The sequence below is a fragment of the Salmonella sp. SAL04214 genome, assembly GCF_046550615.1.
Taxonomy (GTDB): Bacteria; Pseudomonadota; Gammaproteobacteria; order Enterobacterales; family Enterobacteriaceae; genus Salmonella; species Salmonella enterica.
The window spans coordinates 467,600-492,390 of sequence record NZ_JBGDXT010000001.1; the positions used below are offsets into that span (position 1 = coordinate 467,600).

A 24,791-nucleotide genomic window follows, 5' to 3' on the forward strand; every position below is an offset into this window, starting at 1 on the left:
AGGAATAATGAAAGTTTGTGGCGTAGGTCATGTTCGGGTATACTGCTTTCCCGTCCTGGTTATTCCATCGTCTTTTAAACCTAACTTCTCAGGTTCCGCATGACAACGAACTATATTTTTGTGACCGGCGGGGTCGTATCCTCTCTGGGTAAAGGCATTGCCGCAGCCTCCCTCGCAGCCATTCTGGAAGCCCGTGGTCTCAACGTGACCATCATGAAACTGGATCCGTACATCAACGTCGATCCGGGTACTATGAGCCCAATCCAACACGGGGAAGTGTTCGTTACTGAAGACGGCGCTGAAACCGACCTGGACCTGGGGCACTACGAGCGTTTCATCCGCACCAAGATGTCTCGCCGCAACAACTTCACGACTGGCCGTATCTACTCCGACGTTTTGCGTAAAGAACGCCGTGGCGACTATCTGGGCGCAACCGTACAGGTCATCCCTCACATCACTAACGCGATTAAAGAGCGCGTGCTGGAAGGTGGCGAAGGCCACGATGTGGTACTGGTGGAAATCGGCGGTACCGTCGGTGATATCGAATCGCTGCCGTTTCTTGAGGCGATTCGTCAATTGGCGGTAGATATCGGTCGTGAACACGCGCTGTTTATGCACCTGACGCTGGTACCTTACCTGGCGGCTGCGGGCGAAGTGAAAACTAAACCGACTCAGCACTCCGTGAAAGAGCTGCTGTCTATCGGTATTCAGCCCGATATTCTGATTTGTCGTTCCGATCGCGCGGTTCCTGCCAACGAGCGTGCAAAAATTGCATTGTTCTGTAATGTGCCGGAAAAAGCCGTTATTTCAATGAAAGATGTCGATTCCATTTATAAAATTCCAGGCCTGTTGAAATCTCAGGGGCTTGATGATTATATTTGTAAACGATTCAGCTTGAACTGTCCGGAAGCTAACCTGTCTGAATGGGAACAGGTCATTTACGAAGAAGCGAACCCGGCAGGCGAAGTGACTATCGGCATGGTCGGCAAATATATTGAACTGCCGGATGCCTATAAGTCGGTGATCGAAGCGCTGAAACACGGTGGTCTGAAAAACCGCGTTACCGTCAACATCAAATTGATCGATTCGCAAGATGTTGAAACGCGCGGCGTCGAAATTCTGAAAGATTTGGACGCTATCCTGATCCCCGGCGGCTTCGGCTATCGTGGCGTTGAAGGTAAAATCGCCACTGCGCGCTATGCGCGTGAAAACAATATTCCTTATCTGGGCATTTGCCTGGGGATGCAGGTTGCGTTGATTGAGTTCGCTCGTAACGTGGCCGGCATGGACAACGCCAACTCAACGGAATTTGTGCCAGACTGTAAGTACCCGGTTGTGGCGTTAATTACCGAGTGGCGCGATGAAGACGGTAACGTTGAAGTCCGTAGCGAGAAAAGCGATCTGGGTGGCACCATGCGCCTGGGCGCGCAGCAGTGCCAGCTTAGCGATGACAGTCTGGTACGTCAGTTGTACGGCGCGTCGACGATTGTTGAACGTCATCGCCATCGTTACGAAGTCAACAATATGTTGTTGAAACAAATTGAAGCAGCGGGTCTGCGTGTCGCAGGCCGTTCCGGTGATGATCAGTTAGTCGAGATCATTGAGGTACCGAATCATCCGTGGTTCGTGGCCTGTCAGTTCCATCCGGAATTTACTTCCACGCCGCGTGATGGACATCCGTTGTTCGCCGGCTTTGTTAAAGCCGCCAACGAGCATCAGAAACGTCAGGCGAAGTAAAAAAGTTAGAACGGCGGTGCACCCTCAGCGGTGCACCGTTTGTCTGAAGTTTTAGTTTAACTAGTGACTTGAGGAAAACCTAATGTCCAAAATCGTTAAAGTCATCGGTCGTGAAATCATCGACTCCCGTGGTAACCCGACTGTTGAAGCTGAAGTACACCTGGAAGGTGGTTTCGTAGGTATGGCGGCGGCTCCGTCAGGTGCTTCTACTGGTTCCCGCGAAGCGCTGGAACTGCGCGATGGCGACAAATCCCGTTTCCTGGGTAAAGGCGTAACCAAAGCTGTTGGCGCGGTTAACGGCCCGATCGCTCAGGCTATTCTTGGCAAAGACGCTAAAGACCAGGCTGGCATCGACAAAATCATGATCGACCTGGACGGTACTGAAAACAAATCTAACTTCGGTGCAAACGCCATTCTGGCTGTCTCTCTGGCTAACGCCAAAGCTGCTGCTGCCGCTAAAGGTATGCCGCTGTACGAGCACATTGCTGAACTGAACGGCACTCCGGGCAAATACTCCATGCCGGTTCCGATGATGAACATCATCAACGGCGGCGAGCACGCTGACAACAACGTCGACATCCAGGAATTCATGATCCAGCCGGTTGGCGCGAAAACGGTTAAAGAAGCCATCCGTATGGGTTCTGAAGTTTTCCATCACTTGGCAAAAGTGCTGAAAGGCAAAGGCATGAACACCGCTGTGGGTGACGAAGGCGGCTATGCGCCGAACCTGGGCTCCAACGCGGAAGCGCTGGCTGTTATCGCTGAAGCGGTTAAAGCGGCTGGTTACGAGCTGGGTAAAGACATCACCCTGGCGATGGACTGCGCAGCATCTGAATTCTACAAAGACGGTAAATACGTTCTGGCTGGCGAAGGCAACAAAGCGTTCACCTCCGAAGAATTCACCCACTTCCTGGAAGAACTGACCAAACAGTACCCGATCGTTTCCATCGAAGATGGTCTGGACGAGTCTGACTGGGACGGTTTTGCATACCAGACCAAAGTACTGGGCGACAAAATCCAGCTGGTTGGTGACGACCTGTTCGTAACCAACACCAAAATCCTGAAAGAAGGCATCGAGAAAGGCATCGCTAACTCCATCCTGATCAAATTCAACCAGATCGGTTCTCTGACCGAAACTCTGGCTGCAATCAAGATGGCGAAAGACGCTGGCTACACTGCTGTCATCTCTCACCGTTCTGGTGAAACTGAAGACGCTACCATCGCTGACCTGGCTGTTGGTACCGCTGCAGGCCAGATCAAAACCGGTTCTATGAGCCGTTCTGACCGCGTTGCTAAATACAACCAGCTGATTCGTATCGAAGAAGCTCTGGGCGAAAAAGCACCGTACAACGGTCGTAAAGAGATCAAAGGCCAGGCGTAATCCTGCTTTTACCTCTTAACGTATAAACCCGCTTCGGCGGGTTTTTTTGTATCGGTTCAATAGCGCAGCCGCTGTGCATGACCGGGCAGACGAAATCTGCAATAATTAACGATTATCCCCTTAACAGAGAACGCTATGCAGTACCCGATTAACGAGATGTTCCAGACCCTACAAGGCGAGGGTTATTTTACCGGCGTCCCCGCTATTTTTATTCGTTTACAGGGATGTCCGGTCGGCTGTGCCTGGTGTGATACTAAGCATACCTGGGATAAACTGAGCGATCGGGAAGTGTCTCTGTTCAGCATTCTGGCAAAAACCAAAGAGAGCGACAAATGGGGTGCTGCGAGCAGTGAAGACTTGCTGGCGGTGATTAATCGTCAGGGCTATACCGCACGTCACGTTGTCATCACCGGTGGCGAACCCTGTATTCACGACCTCATGCCGCTCACCGATCTGCTTGAAAAGAGTGGTTTTAGTTGTCAGATTGAAACCAGCGGGACGCACGAAGTGCGCTGTACGCCTAACACCTGGGTCACGGTTTCACCAAAAGTGAATATGCGCGGGGGATATGACGTGCTTTCCCAGGCGCTGGAGCGCGCCAATGAAATCAAGCATCCCGTTGGGCGAGTTCGTGATATTGAGGCGCTGGATGAACTGTTAGCCACGTTGAGCGATGATAAACCGCGCGTGATTGCTTTGCAGCCCATTAGCCAGAAAGAAGACGCGACGCGTCTGTGTATTGAAACTTGTATTGCACGTAACTGGCGGCTGTCTATGCAAACGCATAAATATTTAAATATTGCCTGATGCTCTATCAATTTTACGGACGGCCTGCCGATGCCGTCTGTGACTTATCCATTACCTTGCATTGTTTATTTTCTCTATGTGAATTTCGATGAGTGTATAAAAGCGCGGATAAATTTTTCCATAGCGATGCATGGATCACACTATTTTGGTAAATTTAAAGAAAAAATCATTCTATGAACTTTTTTGCATCAAAATCAGCAAATTAGCTGTTCTTTAATAATTTAAATTGTTGCGATTATGTTGGTGGAATGTGGTGCTGATAAAAAGTAGTTTATAAACAATTATATCCGTTTAGTGTGTTCCCCGCGCCAGCGGGGATAAACCGCCTTCGTTATTTACGACATTAACATTAACCGTGTGTTCCCCGCGCCAGCGGGGATAAACCGCTTAATGCTTTTTCGTCCGCCCATAGAAATAAGTGTTCCCCGCGCCAGCGGAGATAAACCGGTATCAAAGGTCATCAGGTGTTCGCCTTTCAGCGTGTTCCCCGCGCCAGCGGGGATAAACCAGCAGATTGGTATCTGGTACGACGACTGCCGCCGTGTTCCCCGCGCCAGCGGGGATAAACCGACTGTTAAAATGCTTCAGGACGGTGAAGTAAAGTGTTCCCCGCGCCAGCGGGGATAAACCGTCCACTGTACCGCCGACAGGACTTTTTAACGTGTGTTCCCCGCGCCAGCGGGGATAAACCGCGCAGGCGCTGGACGCGCTGCACAGACAGTCCGTGTTCCCCGCGCCAGCGGGGATAAACCGGTGCGGTCGAGGTGGCGAGGTTGATAGCAGTAGTGTTCCCCGCGCCAGCGGGGATAAACCGCGAATATGTTGATCGGGATTCTGGCCGCACTGGTGTTCCCCGCGCCAGCGGGGATAAACCGCGTTTATCGCTCTGAGAGTGGCGCTCGTTACTGTGTTCCCCGCGCCAGCGGGGATAAACCGGCGCTGACCATGATTGCAGTCAGGGTCGGCATGTGTTCCCCGCGCCAGCGGGGATAAACCGGGGGAATGATGAAACGAATTAGTAAAAACAAAGTGTTCCCCGCGCCAGCGGGGATAAACCGAAATGGCATAGCCACCCCAGACAGTGGCTTCTGTGTTCCCCGCGCCAGCGGGGATAAACCGGACCGATCCGGGAACAACCGGAACAACGCGGGGTGTTCCCCGCGCCAGCGGGGATAAACCGCCAGTAACGCTGGCGTGATAATTTTGGTCGCCGTGTTCCCCGCGCCAGCGGGGATAAACCGCAATACGACTGGACTGGATTTGATTCATTAACGTGTTCCCCGCGCCAGCGGGGATAAACCGCAGAGCCTGGAGCTCTCGACTCCTGATTTTGGGTGTTCCCCGCGCCAGCGGGGATAAACCGGGGTAACGTCCTTTGCTGGTGTTTTTGTGTCTGTGTTCCCCGCGCCAGCGGGGATAAACCGAAACACCAACATTACGGCACGCAAGAGGTTATGTGTTCCCTGCGCCAGCGGGGATAAACCGGTTGGAGGGCGGTTCTGATGGCGAAACTTATCGTGTTCCCCGCGCCAGCGGGGATAAACCGTACCAACAATTCAGCGTTACGCCAACGGTAACGTGTTCCCCGCGCCAACAAGGATAGCCGTTGCATAATCATAATCTGTGTACCAGTAATGGCTGCTACAAACCTGTAAAGTAAAAAGGCCGCGTTTTCCCGGGGAGGCTTTTATACAGGAGAAGGCCATGGCGTTAAGGATCAGAGTATTGCTCGAAAATCATAAGGGAGCTGGAGCGGATAAATCGTTGAAGGCCCGGCCAGGGTTAAGCCTGTTGGTCGAGGATGAGTCTACGTCTATCTTGTTCGATACCGGCCCTGATGGCAGTTTTATGCAAAACGCGTTGGCGATGGGGATCGACCTGTCCGATGTGTCTGCTGTGGTGCTTTCGCATGGTCATTACGATCATTGCGGCGGCGTGCCGTGGCTTCCTGATAACAGTCGAATCATCTGCCATCCCGATATTGCGCGCGAACGTTATGCGGCAATGACTTTTCTCGGTATTACCCGGAAAATAAAAAAATTGTCGCGTGAGGTGGACTATTCACGCTACCGAATGATGTACACGCGTGACCCCCTGCCGATTGGCGAAAACTTTATCTGGTCAGGGGAAATACCAGTGGTCGCGCCTGAAGCCTACGGCATTTTTGGCGGCCACGATGCGGAGCCGGACTCTATTTTGGATGAGGGCGTACTGATTTACCAATCGACAAAAGGATTAGTCATCATTACGGGATGCGGGCATCGGGGGATCGCAAATATTGTCCGGCACTGTCAGAACATTACCGGTATAAAGCGGATTTACGCGCTTGTCGGCGGATTTCATCTCCGCTGCGCATCACCGTTCACGCTGTGGCGAGTCAGGCGCTTTCTGCAAGAACAAAAACCTGAAAAACTATGCGGTTGTCACTGTACAGGGGCCTGGGGGCGGTTGTGGCTACCGGAAATAACCGCACCTGCAACCGGTGATGTGCTGCGCTTTTAACACCGCGCGCTGGACAATGTTTTCACTGATGAAACGTCGTGTGGATGGGCTGGAATCAATCTGCCATCCAGCCCACGCGTTAATAAACCTTATTCGCCGCGATAGACGCAGCCGGCTGTACAGGTCTCTTTCACCATCACGGCGCTCAGTAGCGGCACGACGGGCTTAACCTGATCCCAAATCCATTTTGCCAGCACTTCGCTGGTGGGATTGGACAGCCCTGGAATATCATTCAGATAGTAGTGATCAAGACGATCGTAAGTAGGTTTAAACGCCGCTTTGAGATCCGCGAAATCCATAATCCAACCGGTATGCGGATCGACTTCACCGGTAATTTCGAGACGCACCATAAACGAGTGTCCGTGCAGGCGGCCGCACTTATGCCCTTCAGGCACGTGAGGCAGGCGGTGAGCGGCTTCAAAGGTGAAATCTTTATACAACGTGGTGGACATGATGAACTCTCAGGCAATAAAAAAACCGCCGTAGGGTACCGGAAAGCGCATTTTTTATCATTAACTAAAACCATTCTCCGCCTTGTGACGGGCAATTAATTTAAGAATTTCCAGAAAATTTAATAATTATCAATCAATTATAAAATCGATTTTGGCGTTAATAACGATAACTAAAACAGGTTAGTTCATTTGGTTATTTGTTATTTCCAACCCTTCTTTAATTGTTATTCCTCTCACCGTTACCCTTATCCTTAGTTTGGGATTTATCGCTTATACACTTCATCCTTCAAGCCGCATCTGTGTTGACTGCGTTTACTCGCCTCAGTCACGTATTTATGTACGCTCCTGGGACGCGATCAGCTTACAGTCTGGGCTACAGCGAACTTGAATGATTTTGTGTATAGATCCGCTTTGCTTACTGGAACATAACGACGCATGACGACACCGGCTCCACTGACTGGGTTGCTTCCGCTTAATCCGGAGCAACTGGCGCGCCTTCAGGCCGCGACAACCGACCTTACTCCCGAACAGCTTGCCTGGGTCTCCGGCTATTTTTGGGGCGTACTGAACCCGCGCTCAGGCGCTGTTGCCGTCACGCCTGCTCCTGAGGGGAAGATGCCGGGGGTTACGCTTATCTCCGCTTCGCAAACCGGCAATGCGCGTCGTGTGGCGGAAGCGCTGCGTGATGATCTGCTGGCGGCCAACCTTAATGTGACACTGGTGAACGCCGGCGACTACAAATTCAAACAGATTGCCAGTGAAAAACTGCTGGTGATAGTGACGTCCACCCAGGGAGAAGGCGAGCCGCCGGAAGAGGCCGTCGCGCTGCATAAATTCCTGTTCTCGAAAAAAGCACCGAAGCTGACCGATACCGCGTTTGCCGTATTTGGCCTTGGCGATACATCCTATGAATTCTTCTGCCAGTCCGGAAAAGATTTCGACAGCAAACTGGCGGAACTGGGCGGTGAACGTCTGCTCGACCGTGTCGATGCTGACGTTGAATATCAGGCAGCTGCCAGCGAATGGCGTGCCCGCGTGGTTGATGTTCTGAAGTCTCGCGCACCTGTCGCGGCACCTTCGCAATCCGTCGCTACTGGCGCGGTAAACTACATCCACACCAGCCCCTATACCAAAGACGCACCGCTGACCGCGACCCTCTCCGTGAATCAGAAAATCACCGGTCGCAACTCGGAAAAAGACGTTCGTCATATTGAGATTGATTTAGGCGACTCCGGTCTGCGTTACCAGCCGGGCGATGCGCTGGGCGTCTGGTATCAGAACGATCCGGCTCTGGTGAAGGAGCTGGTTGAGTTGCTGTGGCTGAAGGGCGATGAGCCGGTGACGGTTGACGGTAAAACCCTGCCGCTCGCCGAAGCGCTGGAGTGGCACTTCGAGCTGACGGTGAATACCGCCAACATTGTTGAGAACTACGCGACCCTGACGCGCAGTGAGTCGCTGTTGCCATTAGTGGGCGACAAAGCGCAGCTCCAGCACTACGCCGCGACCACGCCCATTGTTGATATGGTGCGTTTCTCTCCGGCGCAGCTGGATGCTCAGGCGCTAATCGACCTGCTGCGTCCGCTAACGCCGCGTCTGTACTCCATCGCCTCCGCACAGGCTGAAGTGGAGAGCGAAGTGCATATCACCGTTGGCGTGGTTCGTTATGACATTGAAGGCCGCGCCCGCGCCGGTGGCGCTTCCAGCTTCCTCGCCGACCGCGTGGAAGAAGAGGGCGAAGTTCGCGTCTTTATTGAGCATAACGATAACTTCCGCCTGCCAGCTAACCCGGAAACGCCGGTCATTATGATTGGCCCCGGTACCGGCATCGCGCCGTTCCGCGCCTTTATGCAACAGCGCGCGGCGGAAGGGGCGGAAGGTAAGAACTGGTTGTTCTTCGGTAACCCGCACTTTACCGAAGATTTCCTCTATCAGGTGGAGTGGCAGCGCTACGTGAAAGAGGGGGTGTTAAGCCGTATCGATCTCGCCTGGTCACGCGATCAAAAAGAAAAAATTTACGTACAAGACAAGCTGCGTGAACAGGGCGCCGAGCTGTGGCGCTGGATCAATGATGGCGCGCATATTTATGTCTGCGGCGACGCCAGGCGCATGGCCGCAGATGTCGAAAAAGCATTGCTGGAAGTGATCGCTGAATTCGGCGGTATGGACCTCGAATCGGCAGATGAATATTTAAGTGAGCTGCGCGTAGAGCGCCGTTATCAGCGAGATGTCTACTAATGAGCGAAAAACATCCAGGCCCACTGGTGGTCGAAGGTAAACTGTCCGATGCCGAGCGCATGAAGCTGGAAAGCAACTACCTGCGCGGTACCATTGCGGAAGATCTGAACGACGGTCTCACCGGCGGTTTTAAAGGCGACAACTTCCTGCTAATACGCTTTCATGGCATGTATCAGCAGGATGACCGCGATATTCGCGCCGAGCGTGCGGCGCAGAAGCTGGAGCCGCGTCATGCGATGCTGTTGCGCTGCCGCCTGCCGGGCGGGGTGATTACTACGACGCAATGGCAGGCGATCGATAAATTCGCGGCGGATAACACGATTTATGGCAGTATCCGTCTGACCAACCGCCAGACCTTCCAGTTTCACGGTATTCTGAAGAAGAACGTCAAGCCGGTGCACCAGATGCTGCATTCGGTCGGGCTGGACGCGCTGGCGACCGCCAACGACATGAACCGTAACGTGCTGTGCACCTCCAACCCGTACGAATCGCAGTTGCACGCGGAAGCCTACGAGTGGGCGAAGAAGATCTCTGAACATCTGCTGCCGCGTACCCGCGCCTATGCGGAGATCTGGCTCGATCAGGAGAAGGTCGCGACCACCGATGAAGAGCCGATCCTCGGTCAGACCTATCTGCCGCGTAAGTTCAAAACCACGGTGGTGATCCCGCCGCAAAATGATATCGATCTGCACGCCAACGACATGAACTTTGTGGCGATTGCCGAGAACGGCAAGCTGGTCGGCTTTAACCTGCTGGTGGGCGGCGGTCTGTCTATTGAGCATGGTAATAAGAAAACCTACGCTCGTACGGCCAGCGAGTTTGGCTATCTGCCGCTGGAGCACACCCTGGCGGTGGCCGAAGCGGTAGTGACGACGCAGCGCGACTGGGGTAACCGTACCGACAGGAAAAATGCCAAAACCAAATACACCCTTGAGCGCGTGGGACTGGAGACATTTAAAGCGGAAGTCGAGCGTCGCGCGGGGATCAAATTTGAGCCGATCCGCCCGTATGAGTTTACCGGTCGCGGCGATCGTATCGGTTGGGTGAAAGGGATCGACAACAACTGGCACCTGACGCTGTTTATCGAAAACGGTCGTATCCTGGATTATCCGGGGCGCCCGCTGAAAACCGGCCTGCTGGAGATCGCGAAGATTCATCAGGGCGAGTTCCGTATTACCGCTAACCAGAACCTGATTATTGCCAGCGTGCCGGAAAGTCAGAAAGCGAAGATCGAGACGCTGGCGCGCGATCATGGGCTGATGAATGCGGTGAGCGCGCAGCGTGAAAACTCAATGGCCTGTGTATCGTTCCCGACCTGCCCGCTGGCAATGGCGGAAGCCGAGCGTTTCCTGCCGTCGTTCACGGACAAAGTGGAAGCGATTCTGGAAAAACACGGCATTCCTGATGAGCATATCGTGATGCGCGTGACCGGCTGCCCGAACGGCTGTGGCCGCGCGATGCTGGCGGAAATTGGCTTAGTAGGGAAAGCGCCTGGTCGTTATAACCTGCATCTTGGCGGCAACCGCATCGGGAGTCGTATCCCACGGATGTATCAAGAAAATATCACCGAGCCGGATATTCTGGCCTCGCTGGATGAACTGATTGGGCGCTGGGCGAAAGAGCGTGAAGCGGGTGAAGGCTTCGGCGACTTTACGGTGCGTGCGGGCATCATTCGCCCGGTGCTCGATCCCGCGCGTGATTTCTGGGAATAACCTGAATTGCCGGATGGCGTCTGTGTAGGCCTGATAAGCGCAGCGCCATCAGGCAAGGCAAACAGTGAGGAACTTATGTCCCAACTCGATCTCAACGCATTGAATGAACTGCCAAAAGTCGATCGCGTACTGGCGTTGGCGGAAACCAACGCTCAACTGGAAACGCTGACTGCCGAAGAACGCGTGGCCTGGGCGCTGGAAAATCTGCCCGGCGAATACGTGCTTTCTTCAAGCTTTGGCATCCAGGCGGCGGTGAGCCTGCACCTGGTGAACCAGATTCGCCCGGATATCCCGGTGATCCTCACCGATACCGGCTATTTGTTCCCGGAAACCTATCAGTTTATTGATGAGTTAACGGACAAACTCAAACTCAACCTGAAAGTTTACCGCGCGGGCGAAAGTCCGGCCTGGCAGGAGGCGCGCTACGGCAAACTGTGGGAGCAGGGCGTAGAAGGTATTGAGAAATACAATGAGATCAACAAAGTCGAGCCGATGAACCGGGCGCTAAAAGAGCTGAAAGCGCAGACGTGGTTTGCGGGTCTGCGTCGCGAGCAGTCCGGTAGCCGCGCGTATTTACCCGTTCTCGCTATCCAGCGCGGCGTGTTTAAAGTGCTGCCGATTATCGACTGGGATAACCGCACGGTTTACCAGTATCTGCAAAAGCACGGTCTGAAATACCATCCGCTGTGGGATCAGGGCTATCTGTCGGTGGGCGATACGCACACCACCCGCAAATGGGAGCCGGGCATGGCGGAAGAAGAGACGCGGTTCTTCGGGCTGAAGCGCGAGTGCGGGCTGCACGAAGGGTAATTGTCCTTACGCGGTATGATTATACTTGCTGCTATGAAAAATCCGGCAGGCAGCCGGATTTTAAATTGGTTATATACCCAAAATAATTCGAGTTGCTTAAAGGCGGCAAGGGAGTGAGTCCCCAGGAGCATAGATAACTATGTGACTGGGGTGAACGAGCGTAGCCAACACATAAGCAACTTGAAGTATGAAGGGTATATTACTGACTATCTTTATACCAGTAATATATTACGACTGCACCCATCTTTACCAATGTGCAAAGAACGCTCATGCGTTAGATATAGCTTTTCAAGAATTACATCAATAAACATTTTTTTTGCATGATAGTCGTTATAATCCTGATTAAGTTTTTTTAAAAAACCAGAATTTGTTGGTTTAAACTCTGCAAACGGTGAATAGCTATGTAGTAAATAGGAGATGCACGGATGCATCATGCTAAAAGCGACTTCACCTTGTACCTCCTGATAACCTATTTTGCAAAACTGAGTTGTAGGCTCAAAGTTACCGGCATTAATACAGGCCAGCATCGATTTTTCATCTTCAGTAAGCGAGTCCTGCCATTCGACAAGCGGGTGGTCTGGAGCCTCTGCGGGACGCATCATCTCATAAACCGCCGCTTTGATTTGTGCATTGCCCGTCACTTCTTTTCGTAGTGTAGAAATCGACTCCTGAAGTAATTCCGGGTGCCAGGTCATCTTCGCACCAATCACCTCGCATATTTGTAAAAATAACTGTCTCTCCTCTCTACTCATAGATTCTATCACTGTATCATCTGATATATTGAGGATGTCCTTAATATTGCTTTGGCTGATCACCGTGTCGCCGACCATAAGTAAAAATTGTGTCTGAGAAGCGTCCATCTTGATAGTAAACAGATCCTGATGAGCCGGGCAGGCCAGATGTTGTAGCCGTTTGAAGGCGTAAATTTTATTTATATCCTCTACGTTAACTTCCATCTCTCCAGGTTCACCACGGCCCTGTCCGTGAATGATGGAGTGTAACACTTCCAGCGCATGGTCCTTTTTTTCCGCTCTAAAATGATCCTGGACTTTATCCCAGCCCCCCATATGGATTGCTTTTTCTTTATCTGCGCTTAACAGATGAGCAAGCCGACTTTCATTAAGCGTATAATTTTGATGATTACCGAAGCTTAAAGTGACTGGCATAATATTTTCCTTCAAATTTATATTATTCAATATTCGGAGTAAAATATATCGTTCAATTCTCTCTTTTTTATTAAACAGATAAAGTTTACTACAGGAGAGAATTTGAACGACATTATTAATACAGCACATTTATGGTTGGTAATCCTTTGTGGTGACGATAATTCAGACAAAAGGTAGATGATTCGCCGCAAATGGTCGTTTTTTTAAATTTTGGTTTATGCAGGGGGGCATTGGAAGAAGCCTCTTTGATCGCTTCTTCCAAAAGAAAAGAGCGGAAAAATTTATAATAATTATTCGTGGGGTAAATATTTCTGAAGAATATATAAAGTTGAGTGAGCATATTTAAATATAATCTCAGGAAGTGCAATTTTTGTGAGATATATCAACAAAAAAGACCATTAAAAAGGCGTAGAGTGCTTTTATTATCCACATGCTGGAGTTTACGTGTCGATATATCACTATTGGGGAAAGTCTCGACGAGGAGAAACTGACGGCGGTGATGATTACCATTTGCTTTGCTGGCATTCTTTAGATGTTGCGGCTGTGGGTTACTGGATGGTGATAAATAATATTTATTTTATTGACCACTATCTAAAAAAATTAGGCATCCAGGATAAGGAGCAGGCGGCGCAATTTTTTGCCTGGATTTTATGTTGGCATGATATTGGAAAATTTGCTCATTCCTTCCAGCAACTATACCGTCATGAGGCTTTAAATATCTTTAATGAGCCTACACGGCATTATGAAAAAATCGCGCATACCACGCTGGGATACGTGTTGTGGAACTCCTGGCTAAGTGAATGCCCTGAATTGTTTCCTCCTTCTTCGCTTTCAGTTCGTAAAAGTAAGCGCGTTATGGCGCTTTGGATGCCAGTCACTACAGGTCATCATGGACGCCCTCCAGAGGCAATCCAGGAGCTGGACCATTTTCGCCAGCAGGATAAAGATGCGGCAAGAGATTTTCTTCTGAGAATAAAAGCGCTCTTTCCTTTAATTACTTTGCCTGAAGCCTGGGATGAAGATGAGGGTATCGACCAATTTCAGCAACTTTCCTGGTTTATTTCCGCTGCGGTTGTACTGGCTGACTGGACTGGTTCTGCCAGCCGTTATTTTCCGCGTACTGCGGAAAAAATGCCTGTTGATATCTACTGGCAGCAAGCTCTCGCTAAAGCACAAACTGCCATTACGCTATTTCCCTCAGCGGCGAATGTGTCTGCCTTTACGGGCATAGAAACGCTTTTCCCTTTTATTCAGCATCCCACACCGTTACAACAAAAGGCGCTTGAGCTGGATATCAACGTGGATGGCGCCCAACTCTTTATTCTTGAAGATGTCACTGGAGCCGGAAAAACAGAGGCGGCGCTCATATTAGCTCATCGACTGATGGCGGCAGGTAAAGCGCAGGGACTCTATTTTGGACTGCCGACAATGGCGACAGCCAACGCGATGTTTGAACGTATGGCGAACACCTGGCTGGCGCTGTATCAGCCGGACTCCCGTCCCAGCCTGATTCTGGCGCATAGCGCGCGTCGCTTAATGGATCGTTTCAATCAGTCAATATGGTCGGTCACTCTTTCTGGTACGGAAGAACCCGATGAAGCGCAGCCTTATAGTCAGGGATGCTCCGCCTGGTTTGCCGACAGCAATAAAAAAGCGTTGTTGGCGGAGGTTGGCGTAGGCACGTTGGATCAGGCGATGATGGCGGTAATGCCATTTAAACATAACAACCTGCGGTTACTGGGTCTTAGCAACAAGATTTTACTGGCTGATGAGATCCATGCCTGTGATGCATGGATGTCCCGAATACTTGAAGGTTTGATCGAACGGCAGGCCAGTAATGGCAACGCCACTATTCTGTTATCTGCGACGCTATCGCAGCAGCAGCGAGATAAGCTGGTGGCGGCATTTTCCCGTGGGGTGAGGCGTAGTGTGCAGGCGCCGTTGCTAGGCCATGACGATTATCCCTGGCTGACTCAGGTCACACAAACAGAGCTGATTTCTCAGCGGGTTGATACACGCAAAGAGGTTGAGCGCAGCGTAGATATTGGCTGGCTACATAGTGAAGAGGCGTGTCTTGAACATATAGGTGAAGCAGTGGAAAAAGGAAACTGTATCGCCTGGATACGTAACTCCGTTGATGATGCGATTCGTATCTATCGCCAGCTTCAACTGAGTAAGGTCGTCGCCACGGAAAACCTTTTACTCTTCCATAGTCGCTTTGCTTTTCACGATCGTCAGCGGATTGAGTCGCAGACGCTGAATCTCTTTGGCAAACAGAGCGGCGCGCAACGTGCCGGTAAGGTCATTATCGCCACGCAGGTCATCGAACAAAGTCTGGATATTGACTGCGATGAGATGATCTCTGATTTAGCGCCGGTGGATTTATTAATTCAGCGGGCCGGTCGACTACAGCGTCATATTCGCGATCGTAACGGTCTGGTGAAAAAGAGTGGGCAGGATGAGCGAGAGACGCTAGTGCTGCGCATTCTTGCGTGTTCCCCGCGCCAGCGGGGATAAACCGCGGGTGATTTTAATGATGTGCTGACTACCGGCGTGTTCCCCGCGCCAGCGGGGATAAACCGGCGTTCTACAGTAAGGTTTACAGCCTGAGCAAGTGTTCCCCGCGCCAGCGGGGATAAACCGGTACGGAAATTTGTGTCAGATATTGCCGGGAAGTGTTCCCCGCGCCAGCGGGGATAAACCGTGCCCACAGTTCGTCGTGAATTGCGCAGGATAGTGTTCCCCGCGCCAGCGGGGATAAACCGGTTCTCAATAAATTTTCCCGGCTGCCGGATCTGTGTTCCCCGCGCCAGCGGGGATAAACCGATTGGGACCATTCCAATGGTCAGTTTCACGGAGTGTTCCCCGCGCCAGCGGGGATAAACCGAAACCAGAATTGCTGAAGTAAATTGCAAAAGAGTGTTCCCCGCGCCAGCGGGGATAAACCGATATCGAACGGGTTACGGCTGTCGGTGTAACTGTGTTCCCCGCGTCAGCGGGGATAAACCGATATTTTGGCAACTCGTCGTACATTATCGCCAGTGTTCCCCGCGCCAGCGGGGATAAACCGTCGCACAACGCCTGGATATCCGCCCATCGGCCGTGTTCCCCGCGCCAGCGGGGATAAACCGTCTTTGTGGTAAATATGGAATCGATTAACCCCGTGTTCCCCGCGCCAGCGGGGATAAACACGTTTCACCAGCATATCAGGACGTTTTTTCCGCCTTCGCCAGCTCTTTTACCAACGGCAGCATTATCCGCACTACATCGCGGCTACGGCGCTCAATCCGCCCTGGCAGCGCCTTGTCAATATGCTGTTGATTATCAAGCCGTACGTCGTGCCAGCTATTGCCGTTCGGGAAGGATGCATTTTTCACGCGTTGCTGGTATCCGTCTTTTTTACCCAGATTCCAGTTCGTCGCCTCAACAGAAAGCACCGATATTCCCGCTTTATCGAAAACCTCCGCATCATTACAGCAACCCGTTCCTTTGGGGTAGGATGGATTGCGTCCCGGATTGGTGTTGGCGGCGATACCATAACGGCGCGCAATCGCTAATGCCCGATCGCGGGTCAGTGTACGCACCGCTTCAGGCGTATTTTTCCCGCTATTAAAATAGAGCTTGTCGCCAACAATCAGGTTATCGAGATTAATCACCAGCAGCGTATTTTTCTTCTCAGCGTCACTCATTCGTTTGAGTAAATTTTCCGCGCCTAGCTTTCCCTCTTCTTCCCCGCTGGTGGCGATAAAACGAATCCCGTAATGGGTCGGTATATCTTTCAGACGCGCCGCCAGTTCCAGCATAACGCCTAATCCCGCGGCATTATCATCTATTCCCTGTAACGTTAAACCGCCCAGATTGGCATCGACATCAGCGTCGCTCTGCGGAGCGTACGTATCCAGATGCGCCATAATGATGATCTGTTGCGGCACGCGCCCTTCATGGGCGGCGATGACCGTACTGCCCGTCACGTTATGCCAGTTTTTGCGATTATCCTTCGTGGTATAAATAAATCGGCTATTAAACGTTCGAATATCGCTTTGGTATCCCATCTGGGTAAATTGTTGGCGTAAATAATCGGCAGACAACATCTCGGCGGGGGAGCCCGTCATTCTCCCGGGAAAAAAGGTGGCGATATGTCGTGCCTGAGTATTCGCTATTTCACCAGGCCCTGGTGATGCTGCTTGTGCAGGAAGGATAAAGCCTACGCCGAGCGCCAGAATGACGGCAAAGCGGCGCGTTGCGGAAAACATAATGAGTCCTTAAATACAGAACAAAATTTTACGTGGCTAGTATGAAACCGCGATCGTGTTAATACAATTTCATTTGCTCCTAAATGCTGGCAATCCGGTACGTTAAGCATTTTTTGATATTGGTTTTTGGGCCGCGTTATTCCTTTGAGGAACTACTCATTCCAATTCGTCATTTCATTCACTCTCCTGCGCTCCCTATAGTCGTGTAATCGAAATGTTTAGCAAAAAACGGTATTGCAAAGGAACGGTTATGGATCAAAAACGACTCACCCACCTGCGGCAACTGGAGGCGGAAAGTATCCACATTATCCGTGAAGTGGCAGCGGAATTCGCTAATCCGGTCATGCTGTACTCCATTGGTAAAGACTCCAGCGTCATGCTGCATCTGGCGCGTAAGGCGTTTTATCCGGGTACGTTGCCGTTCCCGCTATTGCACGTTGATACCGGTTGGAAATTCCGTGAGATGTACGCCTTTCGCGATCGTACCGCCAACGCATATGGCTGCGAGTTGCTGGTACATAAAAATCCGGAAGGCGTGGCGATGGGCATCAATCCGTTCGTTCACGGTAGCGCTAAACACACCGACATTATGAAAACCGAAGGGTTAAAGCAGGCGCTGAATAAGTACGGTTTTGATGCCGCGTTCGGCGGCGCACGGCGCGATGAGGAAAAATCCCGCGCGAAAGAACGTATTTACTCCTTTCGTGACCGTTTCCATCGCTGGGACCCGAAAAATCAGCGTCCAGAGTTGTGGCGTAACTATAACGGTCAGATTAATAAAGGCGAAAGTATACGCGTCTTCCCGCTCTCCAACTGGACAGAGCAGGATATCTGGCAATACATCTGGCTGGAAAACATCGACATCGTGCCGCTGTATTTGGCTGCTGAACGCCCGGTTCTGGAACGTGACGGCATGTTGATGATGGTGGATGACGATCGTATCGATCTCCAGCCTGGCGAAGTCATCAAAAAAAGGATGGTGCGCTTCCGTACACTTGGCTGTTGGCCGCTCACCGGGGCGGTGGAATCCCACGCGCAAACGCTGCCGGAAATTATCGAAGAGATGCTGGTTTCTACCACCAGCGAGCGCCAGGGGAGGATGATTGACCGCGATCAGGCGGGGTCGATGGAGCTTAAAAAACGTCAGGGGTATTTCTAAGGAGCCGCCATGAACACCATACTTGCACAACAAATCGCCAATGAAGGCGGCGTCGAAGCCTGGATGATTGCCCAACAACACAAAAGCCTGCTGCGTTTTTTAACCTGTGGCAGCGTTGATGACGGTAAAAGTACGTTGATAGGTCGTTTGCTGCACGATACCCTGCAAATTTATGAAGATCAGCTCTCTTCTCTGCATAATGACAGTAAACGTCATGGCACGCAGGGAGAAAAACTCGATCTGGCGCTGCTGGTAGATGGGCTACAGGCCGAGCGTGAGCAGGGCATTACTATTGACGTCGCGTACCGCTATTTCTCCACGGAAAAACGAAAATTTATTATCGCCGACACGCCGGGCCATGAACAATATACCCGGAATATGGCGACCGGAGCGTCCACCTGCGATCTGGCGATCCTACTGATCGACGCGCGTAAAGGCGTGCTGGATCAGACGCGTCGCCATAGCTTTATCTCCACTCTGTTGGGGATCAAACACCTGGTGGTGGCAATCAACAAAATGGATCTCGTTGACTACCGCGAAGAGACCTTCGCCCGTATTCGTGAAGATTATCTGACCTTTGCTGAACAGTTGCCGGGCGATCTGGATATTCGCTTTGTCCCGCTTTCGGCGCTGGAAGGGGATAATGTCGCCGCGCAGAGCGCGAATATGCGCTGGTACAGCGGTCCGACGCTGCTGGAAGTCCTGGAAACGGTAGACATACAGCGTGCGGTAGACCGTCAGCCGATGCGCTTTCCGGTACAATACGTCAATCGCCCGAATCTTGATTTTCGGGGGTATGCCGGCACTCTGGCGTCTGGTAGCGTCAAAGTCGGAGAGCGCATTAAAGTGCTGCCGTCTGGCGTGGAATCCAGCGTGGCGCGTATCGTCACTTTTGATGGCGATAAAGAAGAAGCCTGTGCGGGCGAAGCCATTACCCTGGTACTCAACGACGACATTGATATTAGCCGCGGCGATCTGCTGCTGGCGGCAAACGAGACGCTGGCACCTGCGCGGCACGCCGCGATCGATGTGGTATGGATGGCGGAACAGCCGCTGACGCCGGGCCAAAGCTACGACGTTAAACTTGCGGGTAAGAAAACCCGCGCGCGTATCGAGGCTATTCGCTATCAGATTGATATCAACAATCTGACTCAACGAGACGTCGAGAGCCTGCCGTTAAACGGTATTGGTCTGGTGGAGATGACATTCGATGAGCCGCTCGCGCTGGATATTTATCAGCAAAATCCGGTGACGGGCGGACTGATTTTTATCGACCGACTTTCTAACGTTACCGTGGGCGCTGGCATGGTGCGGGAACTGAACGAACGCGGAGCGACGCCGCCCGTGGAATACAGTGCGTTTGAGCTGGAGCTGAATGCGCTGGTACGCCGTCATTTTCCGCACTGGGACGCCCGCGATTTGCTGGGAGATAAACATGGCGCTGCATGATGAGAACGTGGTCTGGCACTCTCATCCCGTTACTGTCGCCGCCCGTGAACAGCTCCACGGCCACCGTGGCGTGGTGCTGTGGTTTACCGGACTCTCCGGTTCGGGAAAATCAACGGTGGCCGGCGCGCTGGAAGAGGCGTTACATCAGCGTGGCGTCAGTACCTACCTGTTGGACGGCGATAATGTGCGCCACGGTTTGTGCCGTGATTTAGGCTTTAGCGATGCCGATCGCCAGGAGAATATCCGGCGGGTAGGCGAAGTGGCCAGTCTGATGGCGGACGCCGGCCTGATTGTTTTGACGGCATTTATTTCTCCGCACCGCGCCGAGCGGCAACTGGTAAAAGAGCGCGTCGGCCACGATCGTTTTATCGAGATTTATGTCAATACGCCGCTGGCTATCTGTGAACAGCGCGATCCTAAGGGGTTGTATAAAAAAGCGCGCGCGGGCGAGTTGCGTAACTTTACCGGTATCGACGCCATTTACGAAGCGCCTGACTCGCCCCAGGTTCATCTTAATGGTGAACAATTAGTAACAAATTTGGTTTCCCAATTATTAGACCTGCTGAGACGGCGCGATATTATCAGATCCTGAGACACCACCGGGCTTGTATGCCCGGTATGGTCAAGGTTACAGGATTTAATATGCGTAATAGCCATAACATTACTTTCACAAGGTCAGACGCCTTCATGGTCGACGATGACGCCACCAGTGCATTTCCGGGGGCGGTGGTCGGCTTTGTGTCATGGCTGCTGGCGTTGGGGATCCCTTTTCTGCTTTATGGCCCTAACACGCTGTTTTTTTTCCTCTATACCTGGCCCTTTTTCCTCGCGTTAATGCCGGTATCAGTGATTATCGGCATTGCGTTGCATCTGCTGGTAAAGGGCAAAATACTTTTTAGCATTATGTTTACTCTACTGGCCGTAGGCGCGCTGTTCGGCGCGTTATTTATATGGCTATTAGGGTAGACGGGTTATCACTGCGCCTCCGGTCATAATTCAAACCGTAACCAACAATGAGATTATGTTCTCCTTACTCGGGTATACGTAACATCCGGCAAATGTGGTACATTTGCCGGCGTTGTCGCGGCAATCCCGTCCTGAATGTGGAGTCACAGAGGACGTTATGGGATGATGATGCCGTTTTTCAGGGGGCAGGATGGGTAAACTAACGCTGCTGTTGCTGGCTTTACTGGTCTGGCTACAGTACTCGCTGTGGTTCGGTAAGAACGGCATACATGACTATAGCCGCGTCAACGATGATGTGGTCGCGCAGCAGGCGACAAACGCCAAACTTAAAGCGCGTAACGATCAGCTTTTTGCCGAAATTGACGATCTCAATGGCGGCCAGGAAGCGATAGAGGAGCGCGCGCGCAACGAACTTAGCATGACCAAACCGGGCGAAACCTTCTATCGTCTGGTGCCTGACGCCTCAAAACGCGCGGCAACGGCGGGGCAAACTCATCGATAAACCATCCAGGGATTTAACATGGCAGCCACTTTATTGGACGTTTGCGCCGTGGTGCCGGCGGCCGGATTTGGCCGCCGAATGCAAACAGAATGTCCTAAGCAGTATCTCTCAATCGGTAATAAAACCATTCTGGAGCACTCAGTTCATGCGCTGCTGGCGCATCCTCGGGTGACACGCGTTGTTATTGCTATCAGCCCTGGCGATCATCGCTTTGCCCAACTTCCGCTGGCGAATCATCCGCAAATCACCGTTGTGGATGGCGGCAACGAACGCGCTGATTCCGTTTTGGCCGGGTTGCAGGCCGTTGCAAAGGCGCAGTGGGTGCTGGTGCACGACGCGGCAAGACCCTGTTTGCATCAGGATGACCTTGCGCGGTTGCTGGCTATCAGCGAAAACAGCCGGGTCGGCGGTATCCTCGCCAGTCCGGTGCGCGACACCATGAAACGCGGCGAACCGGGGAAAAACGCTATTGCCCATACCGTAGAGCGCGCCGATTTATGGCACGCGCTCACCCCGCAGTTTTTCCCCCGCGAACTCTTGCACGATTGTCTGACGCGTGCGCTGAATGAAGGCGCGACCATCACCGACGAAGCGTCAGCGCTGGAATATTGTGGTTTTCATCCGGCGCTGGTAGAAGGTCGCGCGGATAACATCAAGGTCACCCGTCCGGAAGATCTGGCGCTGGCGGAATTTTATCTGACCCGAACCATCCACCAGGAGAAAGCATAATGCGAATTGGACACGGTTTTGACGTACACGCGTTTGGCGGAGAAGGGCCGATTATTATTGGCGGCGTGCGTATCCCTTATGAAAAAGGGCTATTGGCGCATTCCGATGGCGATGTGGCGTTACATGCGCTGACCGATGCGCTGCTGGGCGCGGCGGCGCTTGGCGATATCGGCAAGCTCTTCCCGGATACCGATCCGGCATTTAAGGGAGCGGATAGCCGCGAACTACTGCGTGAAGCTTGGCGTCGTATTCAGGCGAAGGGGTACACCCTCGGCAACGTGGATGTCACCATTATTGCGCAGGCGCCGAAAATGCTGCCGCATATTCCGCAAATGCGCGTCTTTATCGCCGAAGATCTCGGCTGCCATATGGATGACGTTAACGTGAAAGCGACGACGACGGAAAAGCTCGGATTTACCGGACGCGGAGAAGGCATTGCCTGCGAAGCGGTCGCGTTGCTGATGAAGGCGGCGAAATGACAGAGTTTGACAATCTCACCTGGCTGCACGGAAAACCACAAGGTAGCGGATTGCTGAAAGCGAATCCGGAAGATTTTGTGGTGGTCGAAGATTTAGGCTTTACGCCGGATGGTGAAGGCGAGCACATTCTGCTGCGTATTTTGAAAAACGGTTGCAATACCCGTTTTGTCGCTGACGCGCTGGCGAAATTCCTGAAAATTCACGCTCGCGAAGTGAGCTTTGCCGGGCAAAAAGATAAACACGCCGTTACCGAGCAGTGGCTGTGCGCGCGCGTGCCGGGGAAAGAGATGCCCGATTTCAGCGCCTTTCAGCTGGAAGGTTGTAAAGTGCTGGAATACGCGCGTCACAAGCGTAAGCTGCGTTTAGGCGCGCTGAAAGGCAATGCCTTTACTCTGGTGTTGCGTGAAATAAGCGATCGCCGCGATGTCGAAACACGATTGCAGGCGATTCGCGATGGCGGCGTGCCGAACTATTTCGGCGCACAGCGATTCGGCATTGGCGGCAGCAACTTGCAGGGCGCGCTGCGCTGGGCGCAAAGTAACGCGCCGGTGCGCGATCGCAATAAACGTAGTTTTTGGTTGTCGGCGGCGCGTAGCGCGTTGTTTAATCAAATTGTTCACCAGCGGCTGAAGAAACCAGACTTTAATCAAGTTGTTGACGGCGATGCGCTACAATTAGCGGGGCGTGGAAGCTGGTTCGTCGCGACATCTGAAGAACTGCCTGAATTGCAGCGCCGGGTAGACGAAAAAGAGCTGATGATTACAGCATCGTTGCCGGGCAGCGGAGAGTGGGGAACACAGCGTGCGGCGCTGGCGTTTGAGCAAGATGCCATTGCCCAGGAAACGGTGTTGCAATCGCTGTTGCTGCGCGAAAAAGTAGAAGCGTCGCGCAGAGCGATGCTGCTTTATCCGCAACAATTAAGCTGGAACTGGTGGGATGACGTTACCGTCGAGTTACGTTTCTGGCTGCCCGCAGGCAGTTTTGCCACCAGCGTAGTAAGGGAACTGATCAACACAATGGGTGATTATGCGCATATTGCTGAGTAACGATGACGGGGTTCACGCGCCCGGTATACAAACGCTGGCGAAAGCGCTGCGTGAGTTTGCTGATGTACAGGTCGTAGCCCCGGATCGTAACCGCAGCGGCGCGTCTAATTCCCTCACGCTGGAATCTTCGCTTCGTACTTTTACCTTTGATAATGGCGATATCGCTGTACAGATGGGGACGCCGACCGATTGCGTCTATCTGGGCGTTAATGCCTTAATGCGTCCGCGTCCGGATATTGTCGTTTCCGGTATTAACGCGGGTCCGAATCTGGGCGATGATGTGATCTATTCCGGTACTGTCGCCGCGGCGATGGAAGGTCGTCATCTCGGCTTTCCGGCATTAGTGGTCTCCCTTAACGGCTATCAGCATTATGATACGGCTGCAGCCGTGACTTGCGCGCTTTTGCGAGGGTTAAGCCGGGAGCCGTTGCGTACCGGGCGTATTCTCAACGTGAATGTCCCGGATCTACCGTTAGCGCAGATTAAAGGCATTCGCGTGACTCGCTGTGGTAGCCGCCATCCAGCGGATAAAGTAATCCCGCAGGAAGATCCGCGCGGTAATACATTGTACTGGATTGGCCCGCCGGGCGATAAATACGATGCCGGGCCGGATACCGATTTCGCGGCGGTGGATGAAGGCTACGTCTCCGTCACGCCGTTGCATGTGGATTTAACCGCGCACAGCGCGCATGATGTGGTTTCAGACTGGTTAGACAGCGTGGGAGTTGGCACGCAATGGTAAGTGGACGTGTACAGGCTCTTCTTGAACAATTGCGCGCGCAGGGCATCAGAGATGAGCAGGTGCTTAATGCGCTTGCCGCAGTGCCGCGCGAGAAATTTATTGATGAAGCGTTTGAACATAAGGCCTGGGAAAATATCGCTTTGCCGATAGGCCAGGGTCAGACGATTTCGCAGCCCTATATGGTGGCGCGAATGACGGAACTGCTCGAACTGACGCCGCAATCCAGGGTGCTGGAAATTGGCACCGGTTCCGGCTATCAGACGGCGATTCTGGCGCATCTGGTGCATCACGTTTGCTCCGTTGAGCGGATTAAGGGGCTGCAATGGCAGGCGCGCCGCCGCCTGAAGCAGCTCGATTTACATAATGTTTCTACCCGTCATGGCGATGGCTGGCAAGGCTGGCAGGCGCGTGCGCCGTTTGACGCTATCATTGTGACGGCCGCGCCGCCGGAAATTCCTACCGCGCTCATGGCACAGTTGGATGAAGGCGGCATTCTTGTTCTGCCCGTGGGCGATGAGCAGCAGTTTTTGAAACGCGTGCGTCGCCGGGGCGGCGAATTTATTATCGATACCGTGGAGGCCGTTCGCTTCGTCCCGTTAGTCAAGGGAGAGCTGGCCTAGTTTGCCCTGCAAACACCCACTCTTACGCCTGATAAAGCCGAAAC

General features: G+C 52.5%; 20 protein-coding genes, 1 pseudogene and 2 CRISPR repeat arrays. Of the genes and pseudogenes, 18 read left to right on the plus strand and 3 right to left on the minus strand.

Going from position 1 to position 24,791, the window contains the following annotated elements; all coding sequences use genetic code 11:
- The first annotated feature begins 99 nt into the window (after positions 1-99).
- The 4 genes from pyrG (at position 100) to ACLJQD_RS02285 (ending at position 6,427) form a co-directional block, all read left to right on the plus strand.
- A complete protein-coding gene (gene pyrG, locus ACLJQD_RS02270; RefSeq protein WP_000210863.1) occupies positions 100-1,737 on the plus strand; it encodes a glutamine hydrolyzing CTP synthase in 1,638 nt (545 codons plus the stop codon).
- A gap of 82 nt (positions 1,738-1,819) precedes the next feature.
- Complete coding sequence (gene eno, locus ACLJQD_RS02275; RefSeq protein WP_000036734.1) at positions 1,820-3,118, plus strand: phosphopyruvate hydratase; 1,299 nt, start codon at positions 1,820-1,822, stop codon at positions 3,116-3,118.
- 135 nt (positions 3,119-3,253) lie between these two features.
- Positions 3,254-3,925 carry a 7-carboxy-7-deazaguanine synthase QueE gene (queE, locus tag ACLJQD_RS02280; protein ID WP_001199961.1) on the plus strand — a complete coding sequence of 224 codons (672 nt, stop codon included), beginning with the start codon at positions 3,254-3,256 and terminating at the stop codon, positions 3,923-3,925.
- A 296-nt stretch (positions 3,926-4,221) separates the two neighbouring features.
- A CRISPR array of direct repeats spans positions 4,222-5,471; the repeat unit is 29 nt; unit sequence GTGTTCCCCGCGCCAGCGGGGATAAACCG.
- 158 nt (positions 5,472-5,629) lie between these two features.
- Positions 5,630-6,427 (plus strand): MBL fold metallo-hydrolase, encoded by a 798-nt coding sequence (locus ACLJQD_RS02285; protein ID WP_001208007.1) that lies wholly within the window; start codon positions 5,630-5,632, stop codon positions 6,425-6,427.
- Between the two features lie 89 nt (positions 6,428-6,516).
- Here ACLJQD_RS02285 and queD read toward each other — a convergent pair whose 3' ends face one another.
- On the minus strand, positions 6,517-6,879 hold the full coding sequence (queD, locus tag ACLJQD_RS02290) for a 6-carboxytetrahydropterin synthase QueD (protein ID WP_000108313.1): 363 nt from the start codon (positions 6,877-6,879) through the stop codon (positions 6,517-6,519).
- Between the two features lie 435 nt (positions 6,880-7,314).
- Here queD and cysJ point away from each other — a divergent pair, with 435 nt between their 5' ends.
- The 3 genes from cysJ to cysH all read left to right on the plus strand — a co-directional run bounded on the left by cysJ (position 7,315) and on the right by cysH (position 11,636).
- Positions 7,315-9,114, plus strand: a complete 1,800-nt coding sequence (cysJ, locus tag ACLJQD_RS02295; protein ID WP_017441123.1) for an NADPH-dependent assimilatory sulfite reductase flavoprotein subunit — start codon at positions 7,315-7,317, stop codon at positions 9,112-9,114.
- Positions 9,114-10,826 carry an assimilatory sulfite reductase (NADPH) hemoprotein subunit gene (gene cysI / locus ACLJQD_RS02300; RefSeq protein WP_017441124.1) on the plus strand — a complete coding sequence of 571 codons (1,713 nt, stop codon included), beginning with the start codon at positions 9,114-9,116 and terminating at the stop codon, positions 10,824-10,826. The genes cysJ and cysI overlap by 1 nt, the downstream gene beginning before the upstream one ends.
- A gap of 75 nt (positions 10,827-10,901) precedes the next feature.
- Positions 10,902-11,636: a phosphoadenosine phosphosulfate reductase gene (cysH, locus tag ACLJQD_RS02305; RefSeq protein ID WP_017441125.1), complete on the plus strand. Its 735-nt coding sequence runs from the start codon at positions 10,902-10,904 to the stop codon at positions 11,634-11,636.
- A gap of 212 nt (positions 11,637-11,848) precedes the next feature.
- Here the strand turns inward: cysH and sopD are convergent, their stop codons facing one another.
- Entirely contained in the window at positions 11,849-12,802 is a 954-nt protein-coding gene (gene sopD, locus ACLJQD_RS02310; protein ID WP_017441126.1) for an SPI-1 type III secretion system effector SopD, read from the minus strand.
- A 444-nt stretch (positions 12,803-13,246) separates the two neighbouring features.
- Between sopD and cas3 the strand changes: the two are divergent.
- A pseudogene (cas3, locus tag ACLJQD_RS02315) lies at positions 13,247-15,172 on the plus strand (CRISPR-associated helicase Cas3'); the annotation flags it as partial.
- Between the two features lie 122 nt (positions 15,173-15,294).
- A CRISPR array of direct repeats spans positions 15,295-15,994; the repeat unit is 29 nt; unit sequence GTGTTCCCCGCGCCAGCGGGGATAAACCG.
- Positions 15,995-16,008: 14 nt separating this feature from the next.
- Here cas3 and ACLJQD_RS02320 read toward each other — a convergent pair.
- Positions 16,009-17,055: an aminopeptidase gene (locus tag ACLJQD_RS02320; RefSeq protein ID WP_017441127.1), complete on the minus strand. Its 1,047-nt coding sequence runs from the start codon at positions 17,053-17,055 to the stop codon at positions 16,009-16,011.
- A 250-nt stretch (positions 17,056-17,305) separates the two neighbouring features.
- Here ACLJQD_RS02320 and cysD point away from each other — a divergent pair, with 250 nt between their 5' ends.
- The 10 genes from cysD (at position 17,306) to ACLJQD_RS02370 (ending at position 24,747) form a co-directional block, all read left to right on the plus strand.
- Positions 17,306-18,214, plus strand: a complete 909-nt coding sequence (gene cysD, locus ACLJQD_RS02325; protein WP_000372384.1) for a sulfate adenylyltransferase subunit CysD — start codon at positions 17,306-17,308, stop codon at positions 18,212-18,214.
- 9 nt (positions 18,215-18,223) lie between these two features.
- Positions 18,224-19,663 carry a sulfate adenylyltransferase subunit CysN gene (gene cysN / locus ACLJQD_RS02330; RefSeq protein WP_017441128.1) on the plus strand — a complete coding sequence of 480 codons (1,440 nt, stop codon included), beginning with the start codon at positions 18,224-18,226 and terminating at the stop codon, positions 19,661-19,663.
- A complete protein-coding gene (gene cysC, locus ACLJQD_RS02335) occupies positions 19,650-20,255 on the plus strand; it encodes an adenylyl-sulfate kinase (protein ID WP_001173663.1) in 606 nt (201 codons plus the stop codon). Before cysN ends, cysC begins: the two co-directional genes overlap by 14 nt.
- Positions 20,256-20,305: 50 nt before the next feature.
- A complete protein-coding gene (locus tag ACLJQD_RS02340; RefSeq protein WP_001537530.1) occupies positions 20,306-20,629 on the plus strand; it encodes a DUF3561 family protein in 324 nt (107 codons plus the stop codon).
- Positions 20,630-20,819: 190 nt separating this feature from the next.
- Complete coding sequence (gene ftsB, locus ACLJQD_RS02345) at positions 20,820-21,131, plus strand: cell division protein FtsB (protein WP_000517480.1); 312 nt, start codon at positions 20,820-20,822, stop codon at positions 21,129-21,131.
- An 18-nt stretch (positions 21,132-21,149) separates the two neighbouring features.
- Positions 21,150-21,860 (plus strand): 2-C-methyl-D-erythritol 4-phosphate cytidylyltransferase, encoded by a 711-nt coding sequence (ispD, locus tag ACLJQD_RS02350; protein ID WP_000741649.1) that lies wholly within the window; start codon positions 21,150-21,152, stop codon positions 21,858-21,860.
- Entirely contained in the window at positions 21,860-22,339 is a 480-nt protein-coding gene (ispF, locus tag ACLJQD_RS02355; protein WP_001219244.1) for a 2-C-methyl-D-erythritol 2,4-cyclodiphosphate synthase, read from the plus strand. The genes ispD and ispF overlap by 1 nt, the downstream gene beginning before the upstream one ends.
- The gene (gene truD / locus ACLJQD_RS02360) at positions 22,336-23,385 is read left to right on the plus strand and encodes a tRNA pseudouridine(13) synthase TruD (protein ID WP_000134246.1); all 1,050 of its coding nucleotides are present in this window, start codon (positions 22,336-22,338) and stop codon (positions 23,383-23,385) included. Before ispF ends, truD begins: the two co-directional genes overlap by 4 nt.
- Positions 23,366-24,127 carry a 5'/3'-nucleotidase SurE gene (surE, locus tag ACLJQD_RS02365; RefSeq protein ID WP_410967610.1) on the plus strand — a complete coding sequence of 254 codons (762 nt, stop codon included), beginning with the start codon at positions 23,366-23,368 and terminating at the stop codon, positions 24,125-24,127. Before truD ends, surE begins: the two co-directional genes overlap by 20 nt.
- The gene (locus ACLJQD_RS02370; protein ID WP_000253545.1) at positions 24,121-24,747 is read left to right on the plus strand and encodes a protein-L-isoaspartate(D-aspartate) O-methyltransferase; all 627 of its coding nucleotides are present in this window, start codon (positions 24,121-24,123) and stop codon (positions 24,745-24,747) included. The genes surE and ACLJQD_RS02370 overlap by 7 nt, the downstream gene beginning before the upstream one ends.
- The last annotated feature ends 44 nt before the right edge of the window (positions 24,748-24,791 follow it).

Bases quoted from the DNA above. Each gene is read 5' to 3' on its own strand.
- sopD (WP_017441126.1), bottom strand. From the start codon at position 12,802: ATGCCAGTCACTTTAAGCTTCGGTAATCATCAAAATTATACGCTTAAT.
- cysJ (WP_017441123.1), top strand. From the start codon at position 7,315: ATGACGACACCGGCTCCACTGACTGGGTTGCTTCCGCTTAATCCGGAG.
- ACLJQD_RS02285 (WP_001208007.1), top strand. From the start codon at position 5,630: ATGGCGTTAAGGATCAGAGTATTGCTCGAAAATCATAAGGGAGCTGGA.
- ispD (WP_000741649.1), top strand. From the start codon at position 21,150: ATGGCAGCCACTTTATTGGACGTTTGCGCCGTGGTGCCGGCGGCCGGA.
- ACLJQD_RS02320 (WP_017441127.1), bottom strand. From the start codon at position 17,055: ATGTTTTCCGCAACGCGCCGCTTTGCCGTCATTCTGGCGCTCGGCGTA.
- queE (WP_001199961.1), top strand. From the start codon at position 3,254: ATGCAGTACCCGATTAACGAGATGTTCCAGACCCTACAAGGCGAGGGT.
- pyrG (WP_000210863.1), top strand. From the start codon at position 100: ATGACAACGAACTATATTTTTGTGACCGGCGGGGTCGTATCCTCTCTG.
- cysH (WP_017441125.1), top strand. From the start codon at position 10,902: ATGTCCCAACTCGATCTCAACGCATTGAATGAACTGCCAAAAGTCGAT.
- cysN (WP_017441128.1), top strand. From the start codon at position 18,224: ATGAACACCATACTTGCACAACAAATCGCCAATGAAGGCGGCGTCGAA.
- ftsB (WP_000517480.1), top strand. From the start codon at position 20,820: ATGGGTAAACTAACGCTGCTGTTGCTGGCTTTACTGGTCTGGCTACAG.
- surE (WP_410967610.1), top strand. From the start codon at position 23,366: ATGCGCATATTGCTGAGTAACGATGACGGGGTTCACGCGCCCGGTATA.
- ACLJQD_RS02340 (WP_001537530.1), top strand. From the start codon at position 20,306: ATGCGTAATAGCCATAACATTACTTTCACAAGGTCAGACGCCTTCATG.
- cysD (WP_000372384.1), top strand. From the start codon at position 17,306: ATGGATCAAAAACGACTCACCCACCTGCGGCAACTGGAGGCGGAAAGT.
- truD (WP_000134246.1), top strand. From the start codon at position 22,336: ATGACAGAGTTTGACAATCTCACCTGGCTGCACGGAAAACCACAAGGT.
- eno (WP_000036734.1), top strand. From the start codon at position 1,820: ATGTCCAAAATCGTTAAAGTCATCGGTCGTGAAATCATCGACTCCCGT.
- cysI (WP_017441124.1), top strand. From the start codon at position 9,114: ATGAGCGAAAAACATCCAGGCCCACTGGTGGTCGAAGGTAAACTGTCC.
- queD (WP_000108313.1), bottom strand. From the start codon at position 6,879: ATGTCCACCACGTTGTATAAAGATTTCACCTTTGAAGCCGCTCACCGC.
- ispF (WP_001219244.1), top strand. From the start codon at position 21,860: ATGCGAATTGGACACGGTTTTGACGTACACGCGTTTGGCGGAGAAGGG.
- cysC (WP_001173663.1), top strand. From the start codon at position 19,650: ATGGCGCTGCATGATGAGAACGTGGTCTGGCACTCTCATCCCGTTACT.
- ACLJQD_RS02370 (WP_000253545.1), top strand. From the start codon at position 24,121: ATGGTAAGTGGACGTGTACAGGCTCTTCTTGAACAATTGCGCGCGCAG.